Source organism: Citrobacter sp. XT1-2-2, from assembly GCF_023516235.1.
In the GTDB taxonomy this organism is placed as follows: domain Bacteria; phylum Pseudomonadota; class Gammaproteobacteria; order Enterobacterales; family Enterobacteriaceae; genus Citrobacter; species Citrobacter werkmanii.
Genome location: NZ_CP097324.1, coordinates 1,772,346 through 1,794,176, shown reverse-complemented (window position 1 = coordinate 1,794,176; position 21,831 = coordinate 1,772,346). Strand labels below are relative to the sequence as shown.

General features: G+C 53.0%; 18 protein-coding genes and 1 pseudogene. 7 read left to right on the top strand and 12 right to left on the bottom strand.

What is annotated here, in order from left to right:
• Window positions 1-68 precede the first annotated feature (68 nt).
• Both metG and M4I31_RS08400 read left to right on the top strand, forming a co-directional pair.
• On the top strand, window positions 69-2,102 hold the full coding sequence (metG, locus tag M4I31_RS08405; protein WP_038641933.1) for a methionine--tRNA ligase: 2,034 nt from the start codon (window positions 69-71) through the stop codon (window positions 2,100-2,102).
• A gap of 206 nt (window positions 2,103-2,308) precedes the next feature.
• A complete protein-coding gene (locus M4I31_RS08400) occupies window positions 2,309-2,767 on the top strand; it encodes a YehR family lipoprotein (protein ID WP_038641935.1) in 459 nt (152 codons plus the stop codon).
• Between the two features lie 44 nt (window positions 2,768-2,811).
• On the opposite strand, the gene M4I31_RS08395 is transcribed toward M4I31_RS08400, so the two are convergent.
• From M4I31_RS08395 to M4I31_RS08385, 3 genes are read right to left on the bottom strand one after another with little or no spacing between them, the layout of a single operon-like run.
• Window positions 2,812-3,282 carry a DUF1456 family protein gene (locus tag M4I31_RS08395; protein WP_085048256.1) on the bottom strand — a complete coding sequence of 157 codons (471 nt, stop codon included), beginning with the start codon at window positions 3,280-3,282 and terminating at the stop codon, window positions 2,812-2,814.
• 46 nt (window positions 3,283-3,328) lie between these two features.
• Complete coding sequence (gene btsR / locus M4I31_RS08390) at window positions 3,329-4,048, bottom strand: two-component system response regulator BtsR (protein WP_038641937.1); 720 nt, start codon at window positions 4,046-4,048, stop codon at window positions 3,329-3,331.
• A complete protein-coding gene (locus tag M4I31_RS08385) occupies window positions 4,045-5,730 on the bottom strand; it encodes a sensor histidine kinase (RefSeq protein WP_038641939.1) in 1,686 nt (561 codons plus the stop codon). Before M4I31_RS08385 ends, btsR begins: the two co-directional genes overlap by 4 nt.
• A gap of 225 nt (window positions 5,731-5,955) precedes the next feature.
• Here M4I31_RS08385 and mlrA point away from each other — a divergent pair, with 225 nt between their 5' ends.
• Window positions 5,956-6,687 carry an HTH-type transcriptional regulator MlrA gene (gene mlrA / locus M4I31_RS08380; protein WP_042307362.1) on the top strand — a complete coding sequence of 244 codons (732 nt, stop codon included), beginning with the start codon at window positions 5,956-5,958 and terminating at the stop codon, window positions 6,685-6,687.
• A 51-nt stretch (window positions 6,688-6,738) separates the two neighbouring features.
• A complete protein-coding gene (locus M4I31_RS08375; protein ID WP_003027354.1) occupies window positions 6,739-6,846 on the top strand; it encodes a protein YohO in 108 nt (35 codons plus the stop codon).
• Here the strand turns inward: M4I31_RS08375 and M4I31_RS08370 are convergent.
• From M4I31_RS08370 to bglX, 5 genes are all read right to left on the bottom strand, one after another.
• On the bottom strand, window positions 6,827-7,558 hold the full coding sequence (locus tag M4I31_RS08370; RefSeq protein ID WP_085047889.1) for an ABC transporter permease: 732 nt from the start codon (window positions 7,556-7,558) through the stop codon (window positions 6,827-6,829). The two genes, M4I31_RS08375 and M4I31_RS08370, sit on opposite strands and share 20 nt — an antisense overlap.
• A complete protein-coding gene (locus M4I31_RS08365; RefSeq protein WP_085047888.1) occupies window positions 7,542-8,489 on the bottom strand; it encodes an ABC transporter ATP-binding protein in 948 nt (315 codons plus the stop codon). The genes M4I31_RS08370 and M4I31_RS08365 overlap by 17 nt, the downstream gene beginning before the upstream one ends.
• On the bottom strand, window positions 8,482-9,648 hold the full coding sequence (locus M4I31_RS08360) for an ABC transporter permease (RefSeq protein ID WP_085047887.1): 1,167 nt from the start codon (window positions 9,646-9,648) through the stop codon (window positions 8,482-8,484). The genes M4I31_RS08365 and M4I31_RS08360 overlap by 8 nt, the downstream gene beginning before the upstream one ends.
• Window positions 9,649-9,663: 15 nt before the next feature.
• Entirely contained in the window at window positions 9,664-10,581 is a 918-nt protein-coding gene (locus M4I31_RS08355; protein ID WP_085047886.1) for an ABC transporter substrate-binding protein, read from the bottom strand.
• A 223-nt stretch (window positions 10,582-10,804) separates the two neighbouring features.
• Complete coding sequence (gene bglX, locus M4I31_RS08350; protein WP_085047885.1) at window positions 10,805-13,102, bottom strand: beta-glucosidase BglX; 2,298 nt, start codon at window positions 13,100-13,102, stop codon at window positions 10,805-10,807.
• Between the two features lie 232 nt (window positions 13,103-13,334).
• On the opposite strand from bglX, the gene dld reads away from it, so the two are divergent.
• Window positions 13,335-15,044 carry a D-lactate dehydrogenase gene (dld, locus tag M4I31_RS08345; RefSeq protein WP_085047884.1) on the top strand — a complete coding sequence of 570 codons (1,710 nt, stop codon included), beginning with the start codon at window positions 13,335-13,337 and terminating at the stop codon, window positions 15,042-15,044.
• Window positions 15,045-15,108: 64 nt separating this feature from the next.
• Here the strand turns inward: dld and pbpG are convergent, their stop codons facing one another.
• Window positions 15,109-16,056 carry a D-alanyl-D-alanine endopeptidase gene (gene pbpG, locus M4I31_RS08340; protein WP_038641951.1) on the bottom strand — a complete coding sequence of 316 codons (948 nt, stop codon included), beginning with the start codon at window positions 16,054-16,056 and terminating at the stop codon, window positions 15,109-15,111.
• A gap of 181 nt (window positions 16,057-16,237) precedes the next feature.
• A pseudogene (locus M4I31_RS08335) lies at window positions 16,238-16,824 on the bottom strand (Yip1 family protein).
• An 824-nt stretch (window positions 16,825-17,648) separates the two neighbouring features.
• Between M4I31_RS08335 and M4I31_RS08330 the strand changes: the two are divergent.
• Window positions 17,649-18,221, top strand: a complete 573-nt coding sequence (locus M4I31_RS08330) for a DedA family protein (RefSeq protein WP_085047883.1) — start codon at window positions 17,649-17,651, stop codon at window positions 18,219-18,221.
• A 24-nt stretch (window positions 18,222-18,245) separates the two neighbouring features.
• Here M4I31_RS08330 and mdtQ read toward each other — a convergent pair whose 3' ends face one another.
• On the bottom strand, window positions 18,246-19,685 hold the full coding sequence (gene mdtQ / locus M4I31_RS08325) for a multidrug resistance outer membrane protein MdtQ (RefSeq protein WP_038641958.1): 1,440 nt from the start codon (window positions 19,683-19,685) through the stop codon (window positions 18,246-18,248).
• Between the two features lie 169 nt (window positions 19,686-19,854).
• On the opposite strand from mdtQ, the gene M4I31_RS08320 reads away from it, so the two are divergent.
• Window positions 19,855-20,589: a bifunctional 2-polyprenyl-6-hydroxyphenol methylase/3-demethylubiquinol 3-O-methyltransferase UbiG gene (locus M4I31_RS08320; protein WP_085047882.1), complete on the top strand. Its 735-nt coding sequence runs from the start codon at window positions 19,855-19,857 to the stop codon at window positions 20,587-20,589.
• A 257-nt stretch (window positions 20,590-20,846) separates the two neighbouring features.
• On the opposite strand, the gene dusC is transcribed toward M4I31_RS08320, so the two are convergent.
• Window positions 20,847-21,791 carry a tRNA dihydrouridine(16) synthase DusC gene (gene dusC / locus M4I31_RS08315; RefSeq protein ID WP_085047881.1) on the bottom strand — a complete coding sequence of 315 codons (945 nt, stop codon included), beginning with the start codon at window positions 21,789-21,791 and terminating at the stop codon, window positions 20,847-20,849.
• Window positions 21,792-21,831: the final 40 nt, after the last annotated feature.

Genomic DNA, 21,831 nt, shown 5'->3' with positions numbered 1-21,831 from the left:
TTGGCGCAGTAATTACCATTTTGGTACTATCAAAGCCCTTTTCACTACAAAAGAAGTAATTGCCCACTATGACTCAAGTCGCGAAGAAAATTCTGGTAACGTGCGCGCTGCCGTACGCCAACGGCTCTATCCACCTCGGCCATATGCTGGAGCACATCCAGGCTGATGTCTGGGTCCGTTACCAGCGAATGCGCGGCCACCAGGTAAACTTCATCTGCGCGGACGACGCCCACGGTACGCCAATCATGCTGAAAGCACAGCAGCTTGGGATCACGCCAGAGCAGATGATCGGTGAAATGAGTCAGGAGCATCAGACTGATTTTGCAGGTTTTGACATCAGCTACGACAACTACCACTCTACGCATAGCGAAGAGAACCGCGAGCTGTCTGAGCTGATTTACACGCGCCTGAAGGAGAACGGTTTTATTAAAAACCGCACTATCTCCCAGCTTTACGATCCGGAAAAAGGCATGTTCCTGCCAGACCGTTTCGTTAAAGGCACCTGCCCGAAATGTAAGTCTGCGGATCAATACGGCGATAACTGTGAAGTCTGTGGCGCAACCTACAGCCCGACCGAACTTATCGAGCCGAAATCCGTCGTTTCCGGCGCAACGCCGGTGATGCGTGACTCAGAACACTTCTTCTTTGATCTGCCGTCATTCAGCGAAATGCTGCAGGCATGGACGCGCAGCGGCGCGTTGCAGGAGCAGGTCGCCAACAAAATGCAGGAATGGTTTGAAGCCGGCCTGCAGCAGTGGGATATTTCCCGCGACTCACCGTACTTCGGTTTTGAAATCCCGAATGCGCCTGGCAAGTACTTCTACGTCTGGCTGGATGCGCCGATTGGCTATATGGGATCGTTCAAAAACCTGTGCGATAAGCGCGGCGACACCACTAGCTTTGACGAATACTGGAAGAAAGACTCTACCGCCGAGCTATATCACTTCATCGGTAAAGATATCGTCTACTTCCACAGCCTGTTCTGGCCTGCCATGCTGGAAGGCAGCAACTTCCGTAAGCCGACCAACCTGTTCGTACACGGTTATGTGACGGTGAACGGCGCGAAGATGTCCAAATCTCGCGGCACCTTTATTAAGGCCAGCACCTGGCTGAAGCACTTTGACGCCGACAGCCTGCGCTACTACTACACCGCGAAGCTCTCTTCACGTATTGATGACATCGACCTGAACCTGGAAGACTTTGTCCAGCGCGTTAACGCCGATATCGTCAACAAGGTAGTTAACCTGGCCTCCCGTAACGCTGGTTTTATCGCCAAGCGTTTTGACGGCGTGCTGGCGGCAGAACTGGCCGATCCGGCACTGTATAAAACCTTTACCGATGCCGCTGCAGTCATTGGCGAAGCGTGGGAAAGCCGTGAATTCGGTAAAGCTATCCGTGAGATCATGGCGCTGGCCGATGTGGCAAACCGCTACGTTGACGAACAGGCTCCGTGGGTTGTGGCTAAACAGGAAGGCCGCGACGCGGACCTGCAGGCAATTTGCTCAATGGGCATCAACCTGTTCCGCGTGCTGATGACTTACCTGAAACCGGTACTGCCGACGCTGGCTGAGCGTGTTGAAGCTTTCCTGAACAGCGAACTCAGCTGGGATGCTATCGAGCAGCCGCTGCTCGGTCACAAGGTCAACACCTTTAAAGCGCTCTACAATCGCATCGACATGAAACAAGTTGAAGCGCTGGTTGAAGCGTCTAAAGAAGAGGTGAAAGCCGCAGCCGCACCGGTTACCGGCCCGCTGGCGGACGATCCGATTCAGGAAACCATCACCTTTGACGATTTCGCCAAAGTTGACCTGCGCGTAGCGTTGATTGAAAACGCTGAGTTTGTAGACGGTTCTGACAAGCTGCTGCGTCTGACGCTGGATCTCGGTGGCGAAAAGCGTAACGTCTTCTCCGGTATTCGTTCTGCTTATCCGGATCCGCAGGTTCTGATTGGACGTCAGACCATTATGGTAGCCAACCTGGCACCGCGTAAAATGCGCTTCGGTATTTCCGAAGGTATGGTAATGGCGGCGGGTCCTGGCGGGAAAGATATCTTCCTGTTAAGTCCGGATGAAGGCGCAAAACCAGGCCAACAGGTGAAGTAAGACCTACCAAGCGCTGCAATGGCAGCGCTTTTTTTTTGCAGTAGCTATTCCCCAAATCTCAAACGCGTCACTTCACTCCATTTTCGGACTGCTCAGCCATCGCGATTAGATTTATTCTATACTGCTTTGCTATTAAGGTCGTACGGGCCCATCAAATTCATAGGTTCTATTATTTTGCATCCGATATTCATGAAATGGAGTTTTACATGACAGCGTTTCAAAAATTAGTTTCTCTTGCCGTAGCGTCGGTTGTCATTTTTTCCCTGACGGGGTGTGGTGATAAAGAAGAGACAAAAACATTTAATGCCAACCTAAACGGCTCGGATATTACCGTCTCTTACACCTATAAGGGCGATAAGGTTCTGAAACAAATCTCTGAAAGTAAAATCAGCTATGCGTCGGTCGGCGCCAGCAATAAAGAAGAAGCAGCAAAAGTATTTGACGCCTTAAGCGCTAAATATCAAAACATCCCTGGCATAGAAGAAAAGCTCACCTATTCAGACACCTATGCGCAGGAAAACGTCACTATCGATATGGAAAAAGTCGATGTAAAAGCATTGCAGGCAATTTCCGGGATGAAGCTGTCTGAGAATACCGATAAAAACATCAGCATGAAGCAAATGCAAACGGTAATGGAATCGGCGGGTTTTAAAGAAGTGAAGTAAACCGTTGGCGACCCGATTTTAATCGTGGTCGCCCGTTTTTCTCGTTATGCTTTCGTGCTATGTACGCGTGAGGTCAAACCGCGCAGGAAATAACGCAGGAACTGATCGCCGCATTCGCGATAGTTTTTATGATCCGGCGCGCGCATCATGGCGGTAATTTCCGGCATCGACACGCGAAATTTCTGCTCGGTCATAATGGCCAGAATATCATCGGTTTTCAGCGAAAAGGCGATACGCAGCTTTTTCAGCACCGTATTGTTATTAACACGACGCTCAAGCGCCAGCTCCGGCGCTGATTCATCTTTCCCACGCAGATGATAAATCAGACCGTTTAAAAAACCGGAAAGAATGATATCCGGGCAACGCACAAACCCGTCTTCATCTTCTTTTGTCATCCAGGTATCAAAACCCGCGGAGGTGGATTCCATGTCAGCAAGCGCAAGAATACGCACCATGTCGTTATTGTTCGCTTTCAGGGTGTAGCGCAGGCTACGAAGAATATCGTTACTTAGCATAGAGCCTTCAACAGTCGGTGATGCAATGGCGCGCAGTGTATCAGTTTTACAGTCCAATCGCCTCTTTTAGACTTTTAAGATAACGACGACTCACCGGAACGGTCAGCCCGTTACGCAAAATCAGCTCGGCCTGGCCGTTATCTTCCAGTCGGATTTCCTGCAATTGCGCCAAATTTACCAGATATTGGCGGTGGCAGCGCAGGAGTGGCGTACGGCTTTCCAGCGTTCTGAGCGTTAACTCTGTGAACCCCTCTTTGCCATCGCTACTGGTGACATACACGCCGCTCATGCGGCTGCTGATAAACGCCACATCATCCATTTGCAGCAAATAAATACGGCTATGACCGCTGCACGGAATAAACTTCAGCGGCTGCTGATGCTCGGGCAGTAGCGATACATCCTGCTTCGTGCGTTCCTGACGTAAACGGCTCAGCGTTTTTTCCAACCGCGCTTCTTCAATCGGCTTGAGCAGATAATCAAACGCGTGTTCTTCAAAGGCTTTGACCGCATACTCATCAAACGCGGTCAGGAAAACAATGTACGGACGATGTTCGGGATCAAGCATCCCGACCATTTCCAGGCCGCTGATACGCGGCATCTGAATATCGAGAAACAGGACATCCGGGTGCAGTTTATGTACCGCGCCGATGGCTTCCACCGCATTCGAACACTCCCCGATAATCTCGATGTCGCTTTGCTCCTGCAACAGGATCCGCAGATTCTCCCGCGCTAACGGTTCGTCATCGACAATCAGCACTTTGATCATGCCTGTTCCTCCAGAGGAAGTCGTAAAGTAATTCGGGTAAAGCGGTCAGGTTCACACGCTACGCTGATGCCAAAATCATCGCCAAACCGCTCGCGTAGTCGCTTATCGACCAGATTCATACCCAACCCGCTGGCCTCAGACGTTGGCTGATACAGCCCGGCATTATCTTCAATATCCAGCATCAGATACTGCCCTTCGCGACGGGCGGTAATCGACACCTCTCCGGTATCCAGTAGTTGAGAGGTACCGTGCTTAATGGCATTCTCCACGATGGGCTGCAGGGTAAAAGCCGGTAATTGCTGATGCGAAAGTTCATCAGGCACCGTTAAAGTCACCTGTAGCCGTGACTGGAATCGTGCCTTTTCAATTTGCAAATAGGCGTTCACGTGCTCAATTTCATCGGCCAGTGTGACAATCTCCGACGGGCGTTTTAAGTTTTTGCGAAAGAAGGTCGACAGGTACTGCACCAGTTGACTGGCCTGCTCGCTATCGCGGCGGATCACGGCTTTGATGGTGTTGAGCGCATTGAACAGAAAATGAGGATTCACCTGGGCATGCAGGAGTTTTATTTCTGACTGCGTAAGCATTGCTTTTTGCCGCTCGTACTGTCCGGCCAGTATTTGCGCCGAAAGTAGCTGAGCGATCCCCTCCCCCAACGTGCGGTTGATCGAGCTAAAGAGGCGGTTTTTAGCCTCATACAGTTTGATGGTCCCCATCACCCGCTGATTTTCACCCCGCAGCGGAATCACCAGCGTCGAGCCTAATTTGCATTGCGGATGCAAAGAACAACGGTAAGGGACTTCATTCCCGTCGGCATACACCACCTCTCCGGTTTCTATTGCCCGTAGAGTGTACGACGACGAAATCGGTTTACCAGGCAGGTGGTGATCGTCACCAATGCCGGTAAATGCCAGCAGCTTCTCACGATCGGTAATCGCCACCGCGCCGATATCCAGCTCTTCGTACAGCACCTGGGCCACCTTCATGCTGTTAACCTCGTTGAATCCCTGACGCAAAATACCTTCCGTAGAGGCGGCAACTTTGAGCGCAGTAGCGGAAAAAGCGGAGGTGTATTTTTCAAACATCGCCCGTTTATCGAGCAATATACGCATAAACAGGGCTGCGCCCACGGTATTGGTGACCATCATCGGCGCGGCAATATTGCTGACCAACCGAAACGCATCATCAAACGGACGAGCAATTAACAAGATAATCAGCATCTGCACCAGTTCGGCCACAAAGGTAATCGCGCCCGCCGTCAACGGGCTGAAGACTTTATCGGTACGACCGCGACGAGTGAGCACGCTGTGCACCAGCCCGCCGAGTAAACCTTCCACAATGGTCGAAATCATGCAGCTTAGCGCCGTCATACCGCCCATTGAATAACGGTGTAAGCCACCGGTCAGACCGACTAAACCACCGACTACGGGACCGCCAAGCAGCCCGCCCATCACCGCACCGATGGCACGCGTGTTAGCAATAGAGTCATCAATGTGCAGCCCGAAATAGGTGCCCAAAATGCAGAAAATGGAAAAGGTGACATAGCAAAGCAGTTTGTGCGGGAGACGGATAGTGACCTGCATCAGCGGGATAAACAAACGCGTTTTGCTCATCAGCCACGCGATAACGAGAAACACGCACATCTGCTGAAGCAGCAGCAACACCAGATTAAACTCGTACATACGCGCCAACCACACATCACTTAAAAGCGCGTAACATACATGGGCTGCGCGTAACTTTCTTTGAAGTGTTGCAAAAAAACAGGAATTTGTGAGAACGATCACTCGAAAGCGCGAGTAGGACGACAAACTCACCCCTTCACTGATCAAAAAACAGACAAAACTACCTGGTTCGTAAAAGAGCGTCTAAAGTAAAACTGGGACCTCGCGAGCAAGAGTGAGACGACGATGGCGCTTTACACAATCGGTGAAGTGGCTTTGCTTTGTGATATCAACCCTGTCACTTTACGCGCGTGGCAGAGGCGTTACGGATTACTCAAACCGCAGAGGACAGACGGCGGTCATCGCCTGTTTAACGACGCGGATATCGACAGGATCCGTGAGATAAAACGCTGGATAAACAACGGCGTTCAGGTCAGTAAGGTGAAAATGTTGCTCAGCAATGAGAACATTGATGTGCATAACGGCTGGCGTGAACAGCAAGAGACGCTACTAAGCTATTTGCAAAGCAATAATTTGCATAGTCTGAGAATGTGGATCAAAGAGCGTGGCCAGGATTATCCCGCGCAAACGCTCAATACCCATTTGTTCACACCGTTACGCCGCCGTCTGCAATGTCAGCAGCCGATCCTCCAGGCGTTACTCGGGATCCTCGACGGCGTCCTCATCAACTATATCGCGATTTGTCTGGCCTCAGCGCGCAAGAAACAGGGTAAAGATGCGCTGGTTGTCGGCTGGAACATTCACGATACCACCCGCTTGTGGCTGGAGGGTTGGGTTGCCAGTCAGCAGGGATGGCGCGTTGACGTTCTGGCCCACTCACTGAACCAACTACGACCGGAAATGTTTGAGGGTCGAACCTTACTTGTCTGGTGCGGCGAGAACCAGACGCCCGCTCAGCAGCAACAGTTGAGTGAATGGCGCGCGTTGGGTCACGATATTTATCCACTCGGTATTTAATATCCTATTAACAAAAGTGTACAATCCATAGATTCACATAAGGAGTGCACAATGAGCGCAGCTAAAATCGGTGTAATAACCCTCTTCCTGCTGATGGCTATCGGCGGTATCGGCGGCGTCATGCTGGCAGGCTACACCTTCATTTTACGTGCCGGGTAAGGTAGCTCGCTAATCGCTCAAATCCGCGATCGACAATCACTGCCGCCAACGCGACCAGCAACGCCCCCTGAATCACATAGGCGGTATTGAATCCGCTAAGTCCGATAATTATCGGCGTGCCCAGCGTATTCGCCCCGACGGTTGAGGCTATCGTTGCGGTGCCGATATTAATGATCACCGATGTGCGGATCCCCGCCAGAATAACCGGTGCCGCCAGCGGCAACTCCACTTTACGCAGGCGCTGCCAGCGACTCATCCCCATCCCGCTGGCGATATCCATCACGCTGACAGAGATGCCTCCCAGCCCCGCCAGGGTTGCCTGTAGGATCGGTAACACGCCATACAGGATCAGCGCGATAACCGCCGGCTCAAGACCAAATCCCATCACCGGCACGGCAATCGCCAGCACCGCGACCGGGGGAAAAGTCTGCCCCACGGCGGCGATAGTTTCCACCATCGGCCTGAACTCTGCCCCCCAGGGCCGGGTTACCGCAATTCCGGCGCCGGTGCCGATGAGTACAGCGATAAGACTCGATATTCCCACCAGCGCAAAATGACTCAGCGCCAGCGTCGTAAAACTTTCCTGCTGATACACGGGACGCGGCAACTCTGGAAACAACGAACTAAACAGGGCCTGACTGTGCGGCAACCCGACCAACAGGATCAGGAACAGGACAACCAGCCACAGCAGTGGATCAGCAAGACGTTTCACGGGGCGGCATCTCCGAAAGCAGATCGCGAAAGTGAAGCGTACCGCAGGACACGCCCTGCGGCGTCACAACCGGCAGGACATCGCATCCCCGCGCCACAAACATCGACAGCGCATCACGCAGCGTCATTTCAGCCACCAGCGGCTCACCGTCTGAATGTTCGCCGCGACGGATAAAATCACCTACTGTACGCAGCGACAGTAACCGTACGCCCAGTTCGCTGCGGCCAAAGAACGTTTGTACGAAATCGTTCGCTGGCGCCGTCAGCATCGACAACGGCGTCCCTTGCTGCACGACCTTACCCGCGTCCATCAGGACCAGATGTTCCGCCAGCCTCAGCGCCTCGTCGATATCATGCGTCACCAATACAATGGTACGCCCCAGAAGACGATGAATACGGGTCATCTCCTGCTGCAGCGCACCGCGGGTGACGGGATCCAGCGCGCCAAAAGGCTCATCCATCAGTAGCACCTGCGGATCTGCCGCCAGCGCGCGTGCAACCCCGACCCGCTGCTGTTGCCCACCGGAAAGCTGATGCGGATAACGGTGACGCAAACTCGCCTCCAGCCCCAACAGCGCCATAAGTTCATCTGTGCGATCATCAATACGCGAACGCGACCACTTTTGTAATTGCGGCACGGTGGCGATGTTCTGCGCGACGGTCCAGTGCGGGAACAAACCGATAGACTGGATCGCGTACCCCATACGCCGCCTTAACTCCAGTACCGGCAGACTGCGAATCTCCTCGCCCGCAAAAAGAATCTGCCCGCTGTCATGCTCGACCAGTCGATTGATCATCTTCAGTGTGGTGGATTTCCCGGAACCCGACGTGCCAATCAGCACCGAAAAGCTCCCCTCCGCCAAATGCAGATTAAGGTCGTCGACGGCTTTTTGCTGACCGTAGGTTTTACTGACATGACTAAATTCAATCATTATTCGTTCCCTTCAGCAGCGCTAGCCCTAAATCAAACAACGCATCAATCAACACTGCCAGCACAACTACCGGGATCACGCCCAGTAGCACTAAATCAACGGCGCTACTGAGCAACCCCTGAAAGACCAGCGCGCCAAAGCCCCCGGCACCGATCAGCGCGGCAATCACCGCCATCCCTACTGTCTGGATCATCACCACCCGCAAACTGCGCAAGAAGACAGGCAGCGCCAGCGGCAACTGCACCGAGATAAACCGTTGACGCGCGCTCATCCCCATCGCCCGGGCGCTTTCCAGTACATCCTGTGGAACCTGATTCAGTCCAGCCACCACGCCACGTACCAACGGTAAGAGCGCGTACAGTACCAACGCAATAAGCGCGGGTGTCAGGCCGGTTCCCGCAACGCCGAGTGAGCTTAACCAGGGAAAATGCTTAACCAGCCCAGCGAGCGGCGCAATCAACAGGCCAAACAAGGCCACCGAGGGAATAGTCTGGATAATGTTCAGTACGGCGAAAACGGGTCCCTGACGCGAGTCAGAAAAAGAGCACCAAACGCCCAGCGGCACACCAAGGAATAGCGCGGGTATCACGGTGCCAAACAGAATAGTCATATGCTGCGCCAGTGCGTCGTTAAAGACATCCTGGCGGTTGGCATACTCTTTCAGCAGGGAAAGATCGTTAAACGTGCCGGACAGTAATAACACTATCGGCATAACAAAAAGTTGCGCATGCAGCACCCATCGCCACAACATCTGACGGGTGATGCGCCGAATGGCGTCACTGGCAGCCAGCAGCATGAATCCGAGACCCAGCCAGAACCCGGAGCCAAGACTGGTTCTGGCCAACGTACTGCCCGTCTGCGCCAGATACGTTGCCGTTGTACCTGCGGTTACCAGCGCCGCAATCACCAACAGCTGGCTGATAACAAGCGTCAATATATTGCCGGATTTGCCCGACACAAAGCACAGAAGAAACAGTAGCAGACAGGCCACCGCCAGTCCCCACGCCATGTCGGGCCTGATATCCCAGAGTTGACGACCTTCGCCGGAAACCAGGCGATTGGGAGCATAGCTAATGAAAGGAAGCGCAGCTGCTGCGAAGGTAAGAAGAACCAGCAGCAACAGCACCCGATTAACCGAGATATTGGACAAAACACCCACCCGCCGTAAATTCCGTTACTTAACCCATCCTTTTTGCTTCAGATAATCTGCTGCAACTTTTTTTGCATCCAGACCCTCTACGGCAATACTGGCGTTAAGCTGCTGGAGCGTTTTTTCATCCAGACTGGCAAAAACAGGCTGCAGCCATTCTTCCATTTGCGGATAGGCCTTGAGTACCGACTCACGTACCACTGGCGCAGGCGCATAAATCGGCTGAACGCCTTGCGGATCGCTTAACGTTTGCAGCCCCAGCGCGGCGACCGGACCATCGGTGCCGTAGGCCATCGCGGCATTGACGCCGGAGGTTTGCTGCGCTGCGGCTTTAATCGTCACGGCGGTATCCCCCCCGGCCAGTGATAAAAGCTGATTCTGATTCAGTTTAAAATCATAGGCTTTTTCAAACGCGGGCAGCGCGTCCGCACGTTCGATAAACTCCGCAGAGGCGGCCAGTTTGAAGGTGCCCCCCTCTTTCAGGTAGCGCCCTAAATCTGCAAGCGAAACCAGTTTATTCTTTTCGGCGACATCCTGGCGGACCGCAATGGTCCAGGTATTGTTGGCGGGCGCAGGCGTTAGCCAGACCAGTTTATTTTTCTCTGCGTCCAGCTTTTTCACTTTGTCGAAACCAGCCTGCGCATTTTTCCACGCTGGATCATTCTCATCTTTAAAGAAGAAGGCGCCATTGCCGGTATATTCCGGGTAGATATCCAGCTCGCCGGATGTAATCGCGCCACGCACCACTGGCGTAGTCCCCAGTTGCACTTTATTGACGGTTTTCACACCATGGCTTTCGAGCACTTGCAAAATAATGTTACCGAGCAGCGCCCCTTCGGTATCAATTTTTGACCCAACCGTAACGGGCGACGCGGCCTGCAAGGGCATACTTATCGCGGCTAACAATGCCAACGCCCCTACCCCAAACTTTGAGATTATCATGCTGTGCTCCTCATCCTTTTGCGGCCCTTTTCAGAGACTTGAGGAAAAAGCATAGTCGAAAAATCAGGCCTTAACCTGGCAATTGGGTAGTAACACTGAGAGTAATTAGCAGTAAGGCGATAAAAAAATCCGGCAAACCCAAAGTGAATTTGCCGGATAGCGTTATTTCATAGACCAGATAAGCATTGCGCCATCAGGCATGATGCGTGGCTTTCTTCATCAACTACAGCAGTTCAAATTCACCCTGCTTCACTCTGGCGGAATCCACGCCGATAAAGACGTTAAATTTACCCGGTTCAGCATCGTATTTCATACGCTGGTTCCAGAATTTCAGCGCGTCGATATCAATCGGGAAGCTGACAGTCTGCGTTTCACCCGGTTTAAGATTCACTTTCTCAAAGCCTTTCAGCTGTTTTACCGGACGGCTCATTGAAGCGGTCACATCCTGCAAATACATCTGAATCACCGTGGCACCTTCGCGCTTACCGGTGTTGGTCACCTGGACGCTGGCCGTCACAGTCCCGTCACGTTTCATCGTCGGTGCAGAGAGTTTCACATCCGAAACGGTAAAGGTGGTGTAGCTCAGGCCATAGCCAAAGGGATACAACGGACCGTTTGCCTCGTCAAAATAACGCGAGGTGTACTTATTCGGCTTATCGGCGTTATACGGACGACCGGTATTGAGATGGCTGTAATAGACCGGGATCTGTCCGACAGAGCGTGGGAAAGACATCGGCAGCTTGCCTGATGGGTTGTAATCGCCAAACAACACATCGGCGATGGCGTTACCGCCTTCCGTCCCGGCAAACCAGGTTTCGAGGATCGCATCAGCCTGTTGATCTTCCTTGACCAGCGCCAGCGGACGTCCGTTCATCAGCACCAGCACCAGCGGTTTGCCCGTTGCTTTCAGCGCGGCAATCAGGTCACGTTGGCTCTGCGGAATAGTAATGTCCGTACGGCTGGAGGCTTCATGCGCCATTCCCTGTGCCTCACCGACCACCGCAACCACCACATCAGACTGTTTCGCCGCGTCAACGGCTTCATCAATCATCGCCTGCGGCGAACGCGGATCAACTTTCACCGCCTCTTCATACAGGTTCAGGAAGTCGACAATGCCTTTATCGTTGGTGATATTCGCCCCTTTGGCGTATATCACTTTGCCCTGCTCGCCAATGGCATTTTTAATCCCCGTCAGCACCGTTACCGACTGATCGGCAACACCCGCTGCGGACCAACTGCCCATCACATCACGCTTGCTGTCGGCCAGTGGCCCGACAACCGCCACGGTGGCGGATTTTTTCAGCGGCAGCGTGTCGAGGCGGTTTTTCAGCAGCACCAGGCTTTCACGCGCCACTTCACGCGCTTCTTTACGGTGCAGGCGGCTTTCGGCGTTGGTATCCACCGGGTCAGACTCTTTGGCGCCCAGATGGCTGTACGGATCGTTAAACAGCCCCATATCATATTTCACGTTCAGCACGTGACGCGCAGCGTCGTCAAGCTCCGCCATCGTCACTTTGCCTGATTTAATCAGCCCCGGCAGGTATTTGCTGTAATACTCATCGCTCATACTCATGTTGATACCGGACTTGATAGCCACGCGTACCGCATCCTCAGGATCGGAGGCGGTGCCGTGCTTAATCAGTTCCTTAATCGCGCCGTGATCGGAAACGGTGATGCCTTTAAAGCCCCACTCATCGCGCAGCACGTCTTTCAGCAGCCATGCATCAGACGTCGCCGGCGTACCGTTGAGTGAATTAAGTCCTACCATCACCGCGCCGCTACCGGCATCCAGCCCGGCTTTGTACGGCGGCATGTAGTCGTTAAACAGACGCTGCGGGCTCATATCGACGGTGTTGTACTCTTTCCCGCCCTCTACCGCACCATAAGCGGCGAAGTGCTTGACGCTGGTCATCACCGAATAGCGATCGGCCGGGCTTTTCCCCTGCATCGCTTCCACCATGGTTTTACCCATTGTGGCGGTCAAATACGTGTCTTCGCCAAACCCTTCCGATGCCCGGCCCCAGCGCGGATCGCGGGAGACATCAACCATCGGCGCCCAGGTCATGTTCAGGCCATCGTCAGCGGCTTCATACGCTGAAACGCGACCGACGGTTCTGACCGCATCGAGATTAAAGGAGGACGCCAGACCGAGGCTTATCGGGAACACGGTACGCTGACCGTGCAATACGTCGTAGGCAAAAAAGAGAGGAATTTTCAGGCGGCTGAGTTCCATCACCTGATCCTGCATTTTGCGGATATCCTGGCGTGTGACGGTGTTAAAAATAGCCCCAACCTGCCCGTCTTTGATCATCTCGCGGATGGCTTCCTTCGGATTATCAGGCCCGACGCTGATTAAGCGTAATTGACCAATTTTCTCATCCACGGTCATCTGTTTGAGTAAATCGGTAACAAACGCATCCCGCGCTTCTGGCGTCAGCGGATGGTTACCAAACAGAGTGTCCGCCAGCGCGGGTTGCACCGCCAGACTCACCGCAACACCTACAGAACATAGCCATTTCATGTTGATTCTCTCTTTATTTTTTCCTGACGCATCAGCGAAAATATAACAAAAACCGCAATTTGCCGTAAGACTAAACGGGAGCGCTAAAGAAAGCTAAGGTTATTCTCCTAATTTTCAAAACCAGCGTGAATCAATGAAAGACAAGCCAGAGACAATATGAATGAGAAAGCGTATTGTCATACAAAGCGCTATGCTTGTTCCTGATATTGAGTCCCACCACAAGGAGTGGAGAATGTCTTCCATTACAACAGATAATAAAGCTTTCCTGAATGAACTGACCCGCCTGGTGGGTCATTCGCACCTGCTCACTGAACCCGCTAAAACCGCCCGCTATCGCAAGGGATTCCGCTCCGGCCAGGGCGATGCGCTCGCCGTCGTTTTTCCGGGCTCGCTTTTAGAACTGTGGCGCGTCCTGAACGCCTGTGTCGCCGCAGACAAAATCATTCTGATGCAGGCCGCCAATACCGGCCTGACCGAAGGCTCTACGCCAAGCGGCAATGATTATGACCGTGAGATTGTTATTATCAGCACCCTGCGTCTTGATAAGCTGCACGTCATCGGCAAAGGCGAACAGGTGCTGGCCTGGCCTGGAACAACGCTCTATTCGCTGGAAAAAGCGCTCAAACCTTTTGGTCGTGAACCGCATTCAGTGATCGGTTCTTCCTGCATCGGCGCTTCCGTGATTGGCGGCATTTGTAACAACTCCGGCGGCTCGCTGGTGCAACGAGGCCCGGCATACACGGAGATGTCGCTGTTTGCGCGTATTGATGAACAGGGCAAATTACAGCTGGTTAACCATCTGGGCATCGATCTTGGCCAAACCCCAGAGCAGATCCTCAGTAAACTCGATGACGAGCGCATCAAAGATAACGATGTTCGCCACGACGGACGTCATGCGCACGATCACGACTACGTGACCCGCGTCAGAGATATTGAGGCGGATACGCCCGCACGCTATAACGCCGACCCGGACCGCTTGTTTGAATCTTCCGGTTGTGCCGGAAAGCTCGCGGTTTTCGCCGTGCGTCTGGACACTTTCGAAGCCGAAAAAAATCAGCAGGTCTTTTATATCGGCACCAACCAGCCAGAGGTGCTGACGGAGATCCGCCGTCATATTCTGGCGAAGTTTGAACATCTGCCGGTTGCCGGTGAATATATGCATCGCGATATTTACGACATCGCTGAGCAGTACGGCAAAGATACGTTCCTGATGATTGACAAGCTCGGCACCGACAAAATGCCGTTTTTCTTCACCCTGAAAGGCCGCACCGATGCGATGCTGGAAAAAGTGAAATTTTTCCGTCCGCACTTCACCGACCGGGCGATGCAGAAGTTTGGTCATTTATTCCCCAGCCACTTACCGGCGCGTATGAAAAGCTGGCGCGACAAATACGAGCATCACCTGCTGTTAAAAATGGCCGGTGGCGGCGTGGCTGAAGCGCAAAACTGGCTAAATGAGTTTTTCAAAACGGCCGAGGGCGACTTCTTTGCCTGTACGCCGGAAGAAGGCAGCAAGGCATTCCTGCACCGCTTTGCGGCGGCTGGCGCAGCTATTCGTTATCAGGCCGTTCATGCGGATGAGGTGGAAGATATTCTGGCGCTGGATATCGCGCTGCGTCGTAACGACACCGAATGGTATGAACATCTGCCGCCAGAAATCGACAGCCAACTGGTGCACAAGCTCTATTACGGGCATTTTATGTGCTATGTATTCCATCAGGATTACATCGTCAAAAAAGGCGTGGATGCCCATGCGCTGAAAGAGCAGATGCTGGAGTTACTTCGCGAGCGTGGGGCACAGTATCCGGCGGAGCATAACGTCGGGCATTTGTACCAGGCGCCGGAAACACTAACCCGCTTTTACCGCGAGAATGACCCAACCAACAGTATGAACCCGGGTATTGGGAAAACGAGTAAGCAGAAGTTCTGGAAAGAATCGTAGGCCCGATAAGCATAAGCGCCATCGGGCACGTTGCCGGGGGCGCTTCGCTTGCCCGGCCGACGGTTTAATCGTTCTGCGCGGTTTGCTCACCCGTAGCTGAACCTGCCGCCGCCATCTGCGCCGCTTTTTGCTTTTTGTAGCTCAGCGCCGCCGCCGGAACCGGCATCACCTTGCCGGTTTCAATCCAGGTGCGTAAACGGCTGGCATCGGCAAAGTGGGTATATTTCCCAAAAGCATCCATCACCACCAGCGCCACCGGTTTGTTATTAATCACCGTGCGCATCACCAGACAGTGGCCCGCCGCATTGGTAAACCCGGTTTTAGTTAACTGAATATTCCAGTTATCGCGATACACCAGATGGTTGGTATTACGGAACGGCAATGTATATGCCGGATTGGCAAACGTCGCCATATCTTCACGCGTAGTACTTAGCTGACCAATCAGCGGATACTGTTTGCTGGCAATCAGTAACTTCGTTAAATCACGCGCGGTTGAGACGTTATGAATCGATAACCCGGTCGGCTCCACAAAACGGGTATGGGTCATGCCCAGCGCTTTCGCTTTCGCATTCATCGCCTTGATAAACGCGTTATAGCCGCCAGGGTAATGATGCGCCAGACTGGCTGCCGCACGGTTTTCAGATGACATCAGCGCCAGTAACAGCATGTCTTTACGGCTGATTACACTGTTCAGCCGTACGCGAGAGTAAATTCCTTTCATCTCAGGCGTCTGGCTGATATCAACTTTCAGCTTTTCATCCAGCGGCAGTCGCGCATCAAGCACCACCATCGCCGTCATTAATTTGGTAATCGACGCAATCGGACGCACCAGATCCGGGTGGTTCGAATAGATAACCTTGTTGGTATTCAGATCAACAATCATCGCGCTACCGGACGCTATCTCAGGTTGAGAAGCCGCTACGGTAGGTGCCGTTTTCGCCACGGCTTGGGGTGCAAAAGGAACGGCCAGCACCAGGGCAAGGCTTAATAATGAAACTCGGAATTTCAGCATGATGAGATTTCTGATAAGGGTTCACGCACGTCACAACGCACACCGCCCGAGATTAAGTATTTTCTCAGGCTAGCTCAGGCATCATAGCGATCCGGCAGGTTTGCCGCTACAGGATAATCGTCTCGAAATGCTGCGTTGCTGACTTTTACGTCAACAACGCAGCGCAGAGGCGTTTTACAGGTCAGAATAAGCGATAGCCGTAACCCCACAGGATTACCGTAATCGCCAGCAGAACCTCCAGTACCAGCACACCAATAGCCAGCGTGGAACTGAAAAACTTAACCCTTCCTCACGAGTGATATTCAGGAACGTTGGAATACCGAGATAGAGTAAATAACCGGTGTAAAACAGCGCGATAGTTCCCACCAATGCACACAGCCAGACCAGCGGATAAAGGGCGACCAGACCGCTTAAAAACAGCGGAGTCGCGACATATCCGGCAAAGACCATACAGTGCGCCAGCGATGGACGCTGCGGGTAATTACGCGCCATCCACCAGATAACCCGGCCCATGACAGCCACGCCCGCCAGCATCACGCCGTAAAACAGAATGGCCAGCGCCAGTCCGGTCAACAGGGATAACTGCAGTATGTTGCCGTCACCAAAATTCCAGCCGATTTGTGTGGTACCGATAAACGCGCAAACAACCGGGATTGCCGCCATCAGCAGTACATGATGGGTATAGTGATGCGAAACGCTTTCGTTTTCGCTGTTGATCACGTGCATTTCACGATCGGGATGGGAAAACAGCCCCCAGACATGGTTCATACCGCCCCCTTCTTGTCAGCTCCGGACCTCAACACTTCAAGTATAATTCAGCTTTTGATTATTTTATGTACACAGAGAAAATACCGGATCGCTACGGCGTATTGTTACGTTCACCCAATGTTTATCACTTCTCTGAAACGATACTGCCTGTGAACGTGTTAAGGGTACTATCGCCGTACCCTTAACAATCCCGGCTCCCGGCGGGAAAATTGCCACTTCGTGGTTCCCCCCGCTTATTCCTTCAGGCTACCGGGTCGGGCGCGAGGTAGCATCCCTGCAAAACGCGCCCTGAGCCAGCATCCATGCTGGCTCTCCCGGCCTTACGGAAACACGTCGGCAATTTTCAGCCGGACCTGCCCTCACCTGACCTCCTGCACTTTTATTTGAATATATTTGAACAGCAAAACAGATTTAACTGGAAGTCAGAGCGTTGAAGCGATCCCCCCGGTCCGGCTGAAAATCGATGAGGCGTTGGCGGCTGACCGGGTCTGCCCGCAGGGATGCGGGCAGAGGGGACGGCCTGCATGGATGCAGGCTCGGCCCCGACCCGACAGGCAGACGGCATAAGACGAATAACTCGCGCAGCGACGATTTTCCCGCCGGGAGCCTGGGATGCAAGGGAGGCGGCGGTAAGCCTCCCTTGCACGTTCACGGGTAACGGCGTTTCAGAGAAATGACACCGCGGAGGTGAACGGAACCCTGAGCCAGAATCACATGTCCTTCATAATACTTAACTGACAAGCATTAGATCGCTACGGCGCGGCTTTTCCGGCATCAAGTATTCATAGGGTGTATGCTATAAGCGGTGGAGGTCATACAATCGTATGGATATAAATCATTATGTTGCGCAATACGGCTATGCCGCATTAGTGATTGGCAGTCTGGCTGAAGGGGAAACCATTACCCTGTTAGGCGGCGTCGCGGCCCATCAGGGAGTACTTAAATTTCCGCTGGTGGTGCTCTCCGTCGCGCTGGGCGGGATGATTGGCGATCAGTTGCTCTATTTACTCGGACGTCGTTTTGGCGGCAAAATTCTGCGGCGTTTTTCGCGTCATCAGGCAAAAATTGATTACGCGCAGAAGATGATCCAACGGCGTCCTTATCTGTTCGTGGTCGGCACGCGTTTTATGTACGGTTTTCGCGTTATTGGCCCTTTGCTGATTGGCGCCAGTCACCTGCCACCGAAGCTCTTTTTACCGCTCAATATTCTCGGGGCGCTGGTGTGGGCGCTGATATTTACCACCCTGGGTTATGTGGGGGGAGAAGTCATCGCGCCGTGGCTGCACAATCTCGACCAGCACATTAAGCACTGGATATGGCTGGTTCTGGTGATTGTACTGGTGGTAGGCGCACGCTGGTGGTTGAAAAAACGCAGCAGCAAGAAGACGGCCCGGTAGAGCGGCATCTACCGGGCAGGTGTGTTACGACGCGTGGTAACCGCCGCCCAGCGCGCTGGTCAACTGAATGGAAGCATCCAGCCACTGGCCTTGCAATACCAGACCGTTACACTGCTCACGTAACGCCGGGATCTTTGCTTCGCTGACCCGGGAACCCGCGATAATACCGGCGTTAAATCGCGCCTGCGCAAGTCCCACCACACGCTGTGCATCATGTTCGATCTGCTGCTGATGCTGATTCTTCTGCGCCAGCGTTTCCACCTGCGATGCGGCACGCGCCACGTCATTCACCGCATCTACCACGGCTTTGTTGTAATTCGCCACCGTCAGGTTGCTTTGCGCTTTGGTGATATCAAGATTGGCATTCAATCTGCCGCTGTCGAAAATAGGCAGCGTGAGTCCGGCAGTGACGCCCATCTGCTGCGCGGAATGGCGGAACAGATCGCTCAGATGTAACGCATCTTGTTGTAAAAACGCCATCAAATTCACGTCAGGATAAAACGCAGCTTTGGCCGCATCAATGCTGCTCAGGGATGATTCAATATACCAGTGCGCGGCCTGTAAATCCGGTCGACGGGCCAGCAGCGAATAACCTAACTGAGACGGGAGCTGGCTTTCTACGGTAGGTAACTTACTGGTATGCAGTTTCAGAACGGTAGACTGTGAATTAGTCAGGGCGCTCAGCCGCGCCTCAATCACTTTCATTTTGCCGTTAACATCGTTCAGCTGCTGATCCGTTTTACTGGAATCGATATCGGTCTCAACACCTTCCACTGATGAGGTAATGCCGTTTTGATACAGCTGACGATCGACGGTTATCACGTTCTGTTGCTCATTTTTAATCTGCGTCAGTACGCTTTTCAGTGCCGCCTGCGTCTGCCATTCCCAGTACAGACGCGAAACACCGCTCGCCAGCAGCTGGCGGGTTTGTTCACGCTCAGCTTCACGCGCTTTAACGGCCCCAATACGCGCCGTCACTTCGGCCCGATTTTTCCCCCACAGATCCAGATTCCAGCCGGCGGTTAAACCAAAGGTCCCGTTGGTGTACCACGGGCCTGTCGTTCCGGCGGCAGGATCGGTAATGGCAAACGGTCCCATCAGCCCTTCAGCTGACATTCTCTGACGCTCAACGTCCGCAGAAAAATCGATCTCCGGACCATCCTGCGCCTCAACGGCCTTCGCCTGCGCCTCCGCCAGTTGAATGCGCTGTTCCGCCACCTGCATATCAGGAGAGTTTCGCAACGTGCTGTCAATCAGCGCATTAAGCTGAGGATCGTGGTATGCCTTCCACCATTGGCTGTCCGGCCAGCCATTTTTTAACGCCGCAGGTAAGGCGGAATCGACATTCGCAGCAGGGGTCTGCTGCGACAGAGATTGACGGTCATCATGCATAGGCGCACAGCCAGCCATGAGAATAAAAAGGGGCAACAATGCCGTCGCGGCAAAAACAGAATTACGATTCATGGAGATATACAGGTAAGAAAAGATGCGCAGAGAGTACGACTTGTCGCTGTTACTTTTTTAGTTACGCGTGGCAATACATCTTTGGCAATAAAAATATATAATCAGAAAAATATACACCACACAAATAATATAGATTAAATAATTTTAATAATTTATAGATGGAAACCTTATGTCACAGAATATTTATGACGACCCGGAATTCTTTGCCGGATATGCCACGCTGGATCGTTCAGTAAAAGGGCTTGATGGCGCACCGGAATGGCCAGCAATACAAACTATGCTCCCCGCTCTGCAGGGTAAAAACATTCTCGATTTGGGCTGCGGATATGGCTGGTTTTGTCGCTACGCGCGCGATAATCATGCCGCCAGCGTCGTGGGGCTGGATATCTCACAAAAGATGTTAACCCAGGCGCATAATATGACTCACGGCAATGGCATCGTCTATCGCCGTGAAGATCTCGAAACGCTTACGCTCTCGCCGGCGTCTTTCGACCTGGCGTATAGCTCTCTTGCCCTGCACTATTTACACGATATTGAACGATTATTCGTAACGATTTACCAGGCATTAACACCGGGAGGCATGTTGGTTTTCTCTGCCGAGCACCCCATTTATACCGCACCGCTTAACCAGGGCTGGATAAAAGACAAAACCGGGCAGCTGTCCTGGCCGGTTAATCATTACCAACAAGAAGGCGAGCGTATCAGTAACTGGTTTGCTGAAGGCGTTAAAAAACAGCATCGCAAGCTGGCGACCTGGATTAACGCGCTCATTGCCGCCGGATTCGACATTGTGTGTGTTGATGAATGGGGACCCTCTGCTCAGCAGATTGCTGAAAACCCGGCGCTGGATGAAGAAAAAGAGCGGCCAATGGTGTTTCTGCTAAGCGCACGTAAACCCGCATAACAGCGCCACCAGGCAGAATAGTTGATACTTTCCTATACTCAATCTGAATTTACCAAAAAAAGGAAAGTTAATGAAAATTCTGCTGTGGATTATTCTAATTATTTTTCTGATTGGACTGTTGGTGGTAACCGGCGTGTTTAAGATGATTTTTTGATGTTGTCTTTTAGCCCAGGCCTGATAGCAGAAATGTCAGGCGATTGTTCTCTCTGATGCCGGATGGCGGCGTAAACGCCTTATCCGGCCTACCGGAACTGACGTCAGGCGGTAATCTTGATGGCCTGAATCGCCCGAGCGATATCCGGCGAATTGTTTAACGCGCGAATCTCCTGAAACAACGCCGTGGCTTCTGAATATTCTTTACGCAAATACCCTAACCACTGCTTAATACGCGCCACATGATACAACCCCGTGTCACCCTGCTTTTCGAGACGGGTATATTTTTGCAGCAGCATCACGACGTCAGGCCACGGCATACGCGGCTCGTTGTACTTCACCACACGACTCAGATTCGGGATATTTAACGCACCACGACCGATCATCACCGCATCGCATCCGCTAATGGCCATACAATCCTGGGCGCTCTGCCAGTCCCAGATTTCACCATTTGCGATAACCGGAATGGTAAGTCGCTGGCGAATTTCGCCAATCGCCTGCCAGTTAATATGCTCGGCCTTATAGCCCTGCTCTTTGGTACGGCCATGCACCACCAATTCGCTGGCGCCAGCCTGCTGGACGGCATCGGCAATTTCAAACTGCCGGTCGCTGTTGTCCCAGCCCAGACGTACTTTCACCGTCACCGGGAGAGGGTCCGGGACCGCCTCGCGCATGGCTTTTGCGCCGCGGTAGATGAGCTCAGGATCTTTCAATAACGTCGCGCCACCGCCGCTGCCGTTGACCAGCTTCGACGGACAGCCGCAGTTCAGATCGACACCGTACGATCCCAATTCGACCGCGCGCGCGGCGTTCTCCGCCAGCCACTGCGGGTACTGGCCCAACAGCTGTATGCGCACCCGCGTGCCGGATGGCGTGCGGCTGTTGTTATGCAGTTCCGGGCAGAGCCGGTGAAATACTTTTGCCGGCAGGAGCTGATCCACCACGCGCACAAACTCCGTGATGCACAGATCGTAATCATTCACTTCAGTCAGCAGCTCGCGCACCAGGGAATCGAGCACGCCTTCCATCGGCGCCAGTAAAACACGCATATCGTCACCCGCAAAAAAAGAGGCGCTATGGTAGCGCCTC

Bases quoted from the DNA above. Each gene is read 5' to 3' on its own strand.
- metG (WP_038641933.1), top strand. From the start codon at position 69: ATGACTCAAGTCGCGAAGAAAATTCTGGTAACGTGCGCGCTGCCGTAC.
- M4I31_RS08400 (WP_038641935.1), top strand. From the start codon at position 2,309: ATGACAGCGTTTCAAAAATTAGTTTCTCTTGCCGTAGCGTCGGTTGTC.
- M4I31_RS08395 (WP_085048256.1), bottom strand. From the start codon at position 3,282: ATGCTAAGTAACGATATTCTTCGTAGCCTGCGCTACACCCTGAAAGCG.
- btsR (WP_038641937.1), bottom strand. From the start codon at position 4,048: ATGATCAAAGTGCTGATTGTCGATGACGAACCGTTAGCGCGGGAGAAT.
- M4I31_RS08385 (WP_038641939.1), bottom strand. From the start codon at position 5,730: ATGTACGAGTTTAATCTGGTGTTGCTGCTGCTTCAGCAGATGTGCGTG.
- mlrA (WP_042307362.1), top strand. From the start codon at position 5,956: ATGGCGCTTTACACAATCGGTGAAGTGGCTTTGCTTTGTGATATCAAC.
- M4I31_RS08375 (WP_003027354.1), top strand. From the start codon at position 6,739: ATGAGCGCAGCTAAAATCGGTGTAATAACCCTCTTCCTGCTGATGGCT.
- M4I31_RS08365 (WP_085047888.1), bottom strand. From the start codon at position 8,489: ATGATTGAATTTAGTCATGTCAGTAAAACCTACGGTCAGCAAAAAGCC.
- M4I31_RS08355 (WP_085047886.1), bottom strand. From the start codon at position 10,581: ATGATAATCTCAAAGTTTGGGGTAGGGGCGTTGGCATTGTTAGCCGCG.
- bglX (WP_085047885.1), bottom strand. From the start codon at position 13,102: ATGAAATGGCTATGTTCTGTAGGTGTTGCGGTGAGTCTGGCGGTGCAA.
- dld (WP_085047884.1), top strand. From the start codon at position 13,335: ATGTCTTCCATTACAACAGATAATAAAGCTTTCCTGAATGAACTGACC.
- pbpG (WP_038641951.1), bottom strand. From the start codon at position 16,056: ATGCTGAAATTCCGAGTTTCATTATTAAGCCTTGCCCTGGTGCTGGCC.
- M4I31_RS08330 (WP_085047883.1), top strand. From the start codon at position 17,649: ATGGATATAAATCATTATGTTGCGCAATACGGCTATGCCGCATTAGTG.
- mdtQ (WP_038641958.1), bottom strand. From the start codon at position 19,685: ATGAATCGTAATTCTGTTTTTGCCGCGACGGCATTGTTGCCCCTTTTT.
- M4I31_RS08320 (WP_085047882.1), top strand. From the start codon at position 19,855: ATGTCACAGAATATTTATGACGACCCGGAATTCTTTGCCGGATATGCC.
- dusC (WP_085047881.1), bottom strand. From the start codon at position 21,791: ATGCGTGTTTTACTGGCGCCGATGGAAGGCGTGCTCGATTCCCTGGTG.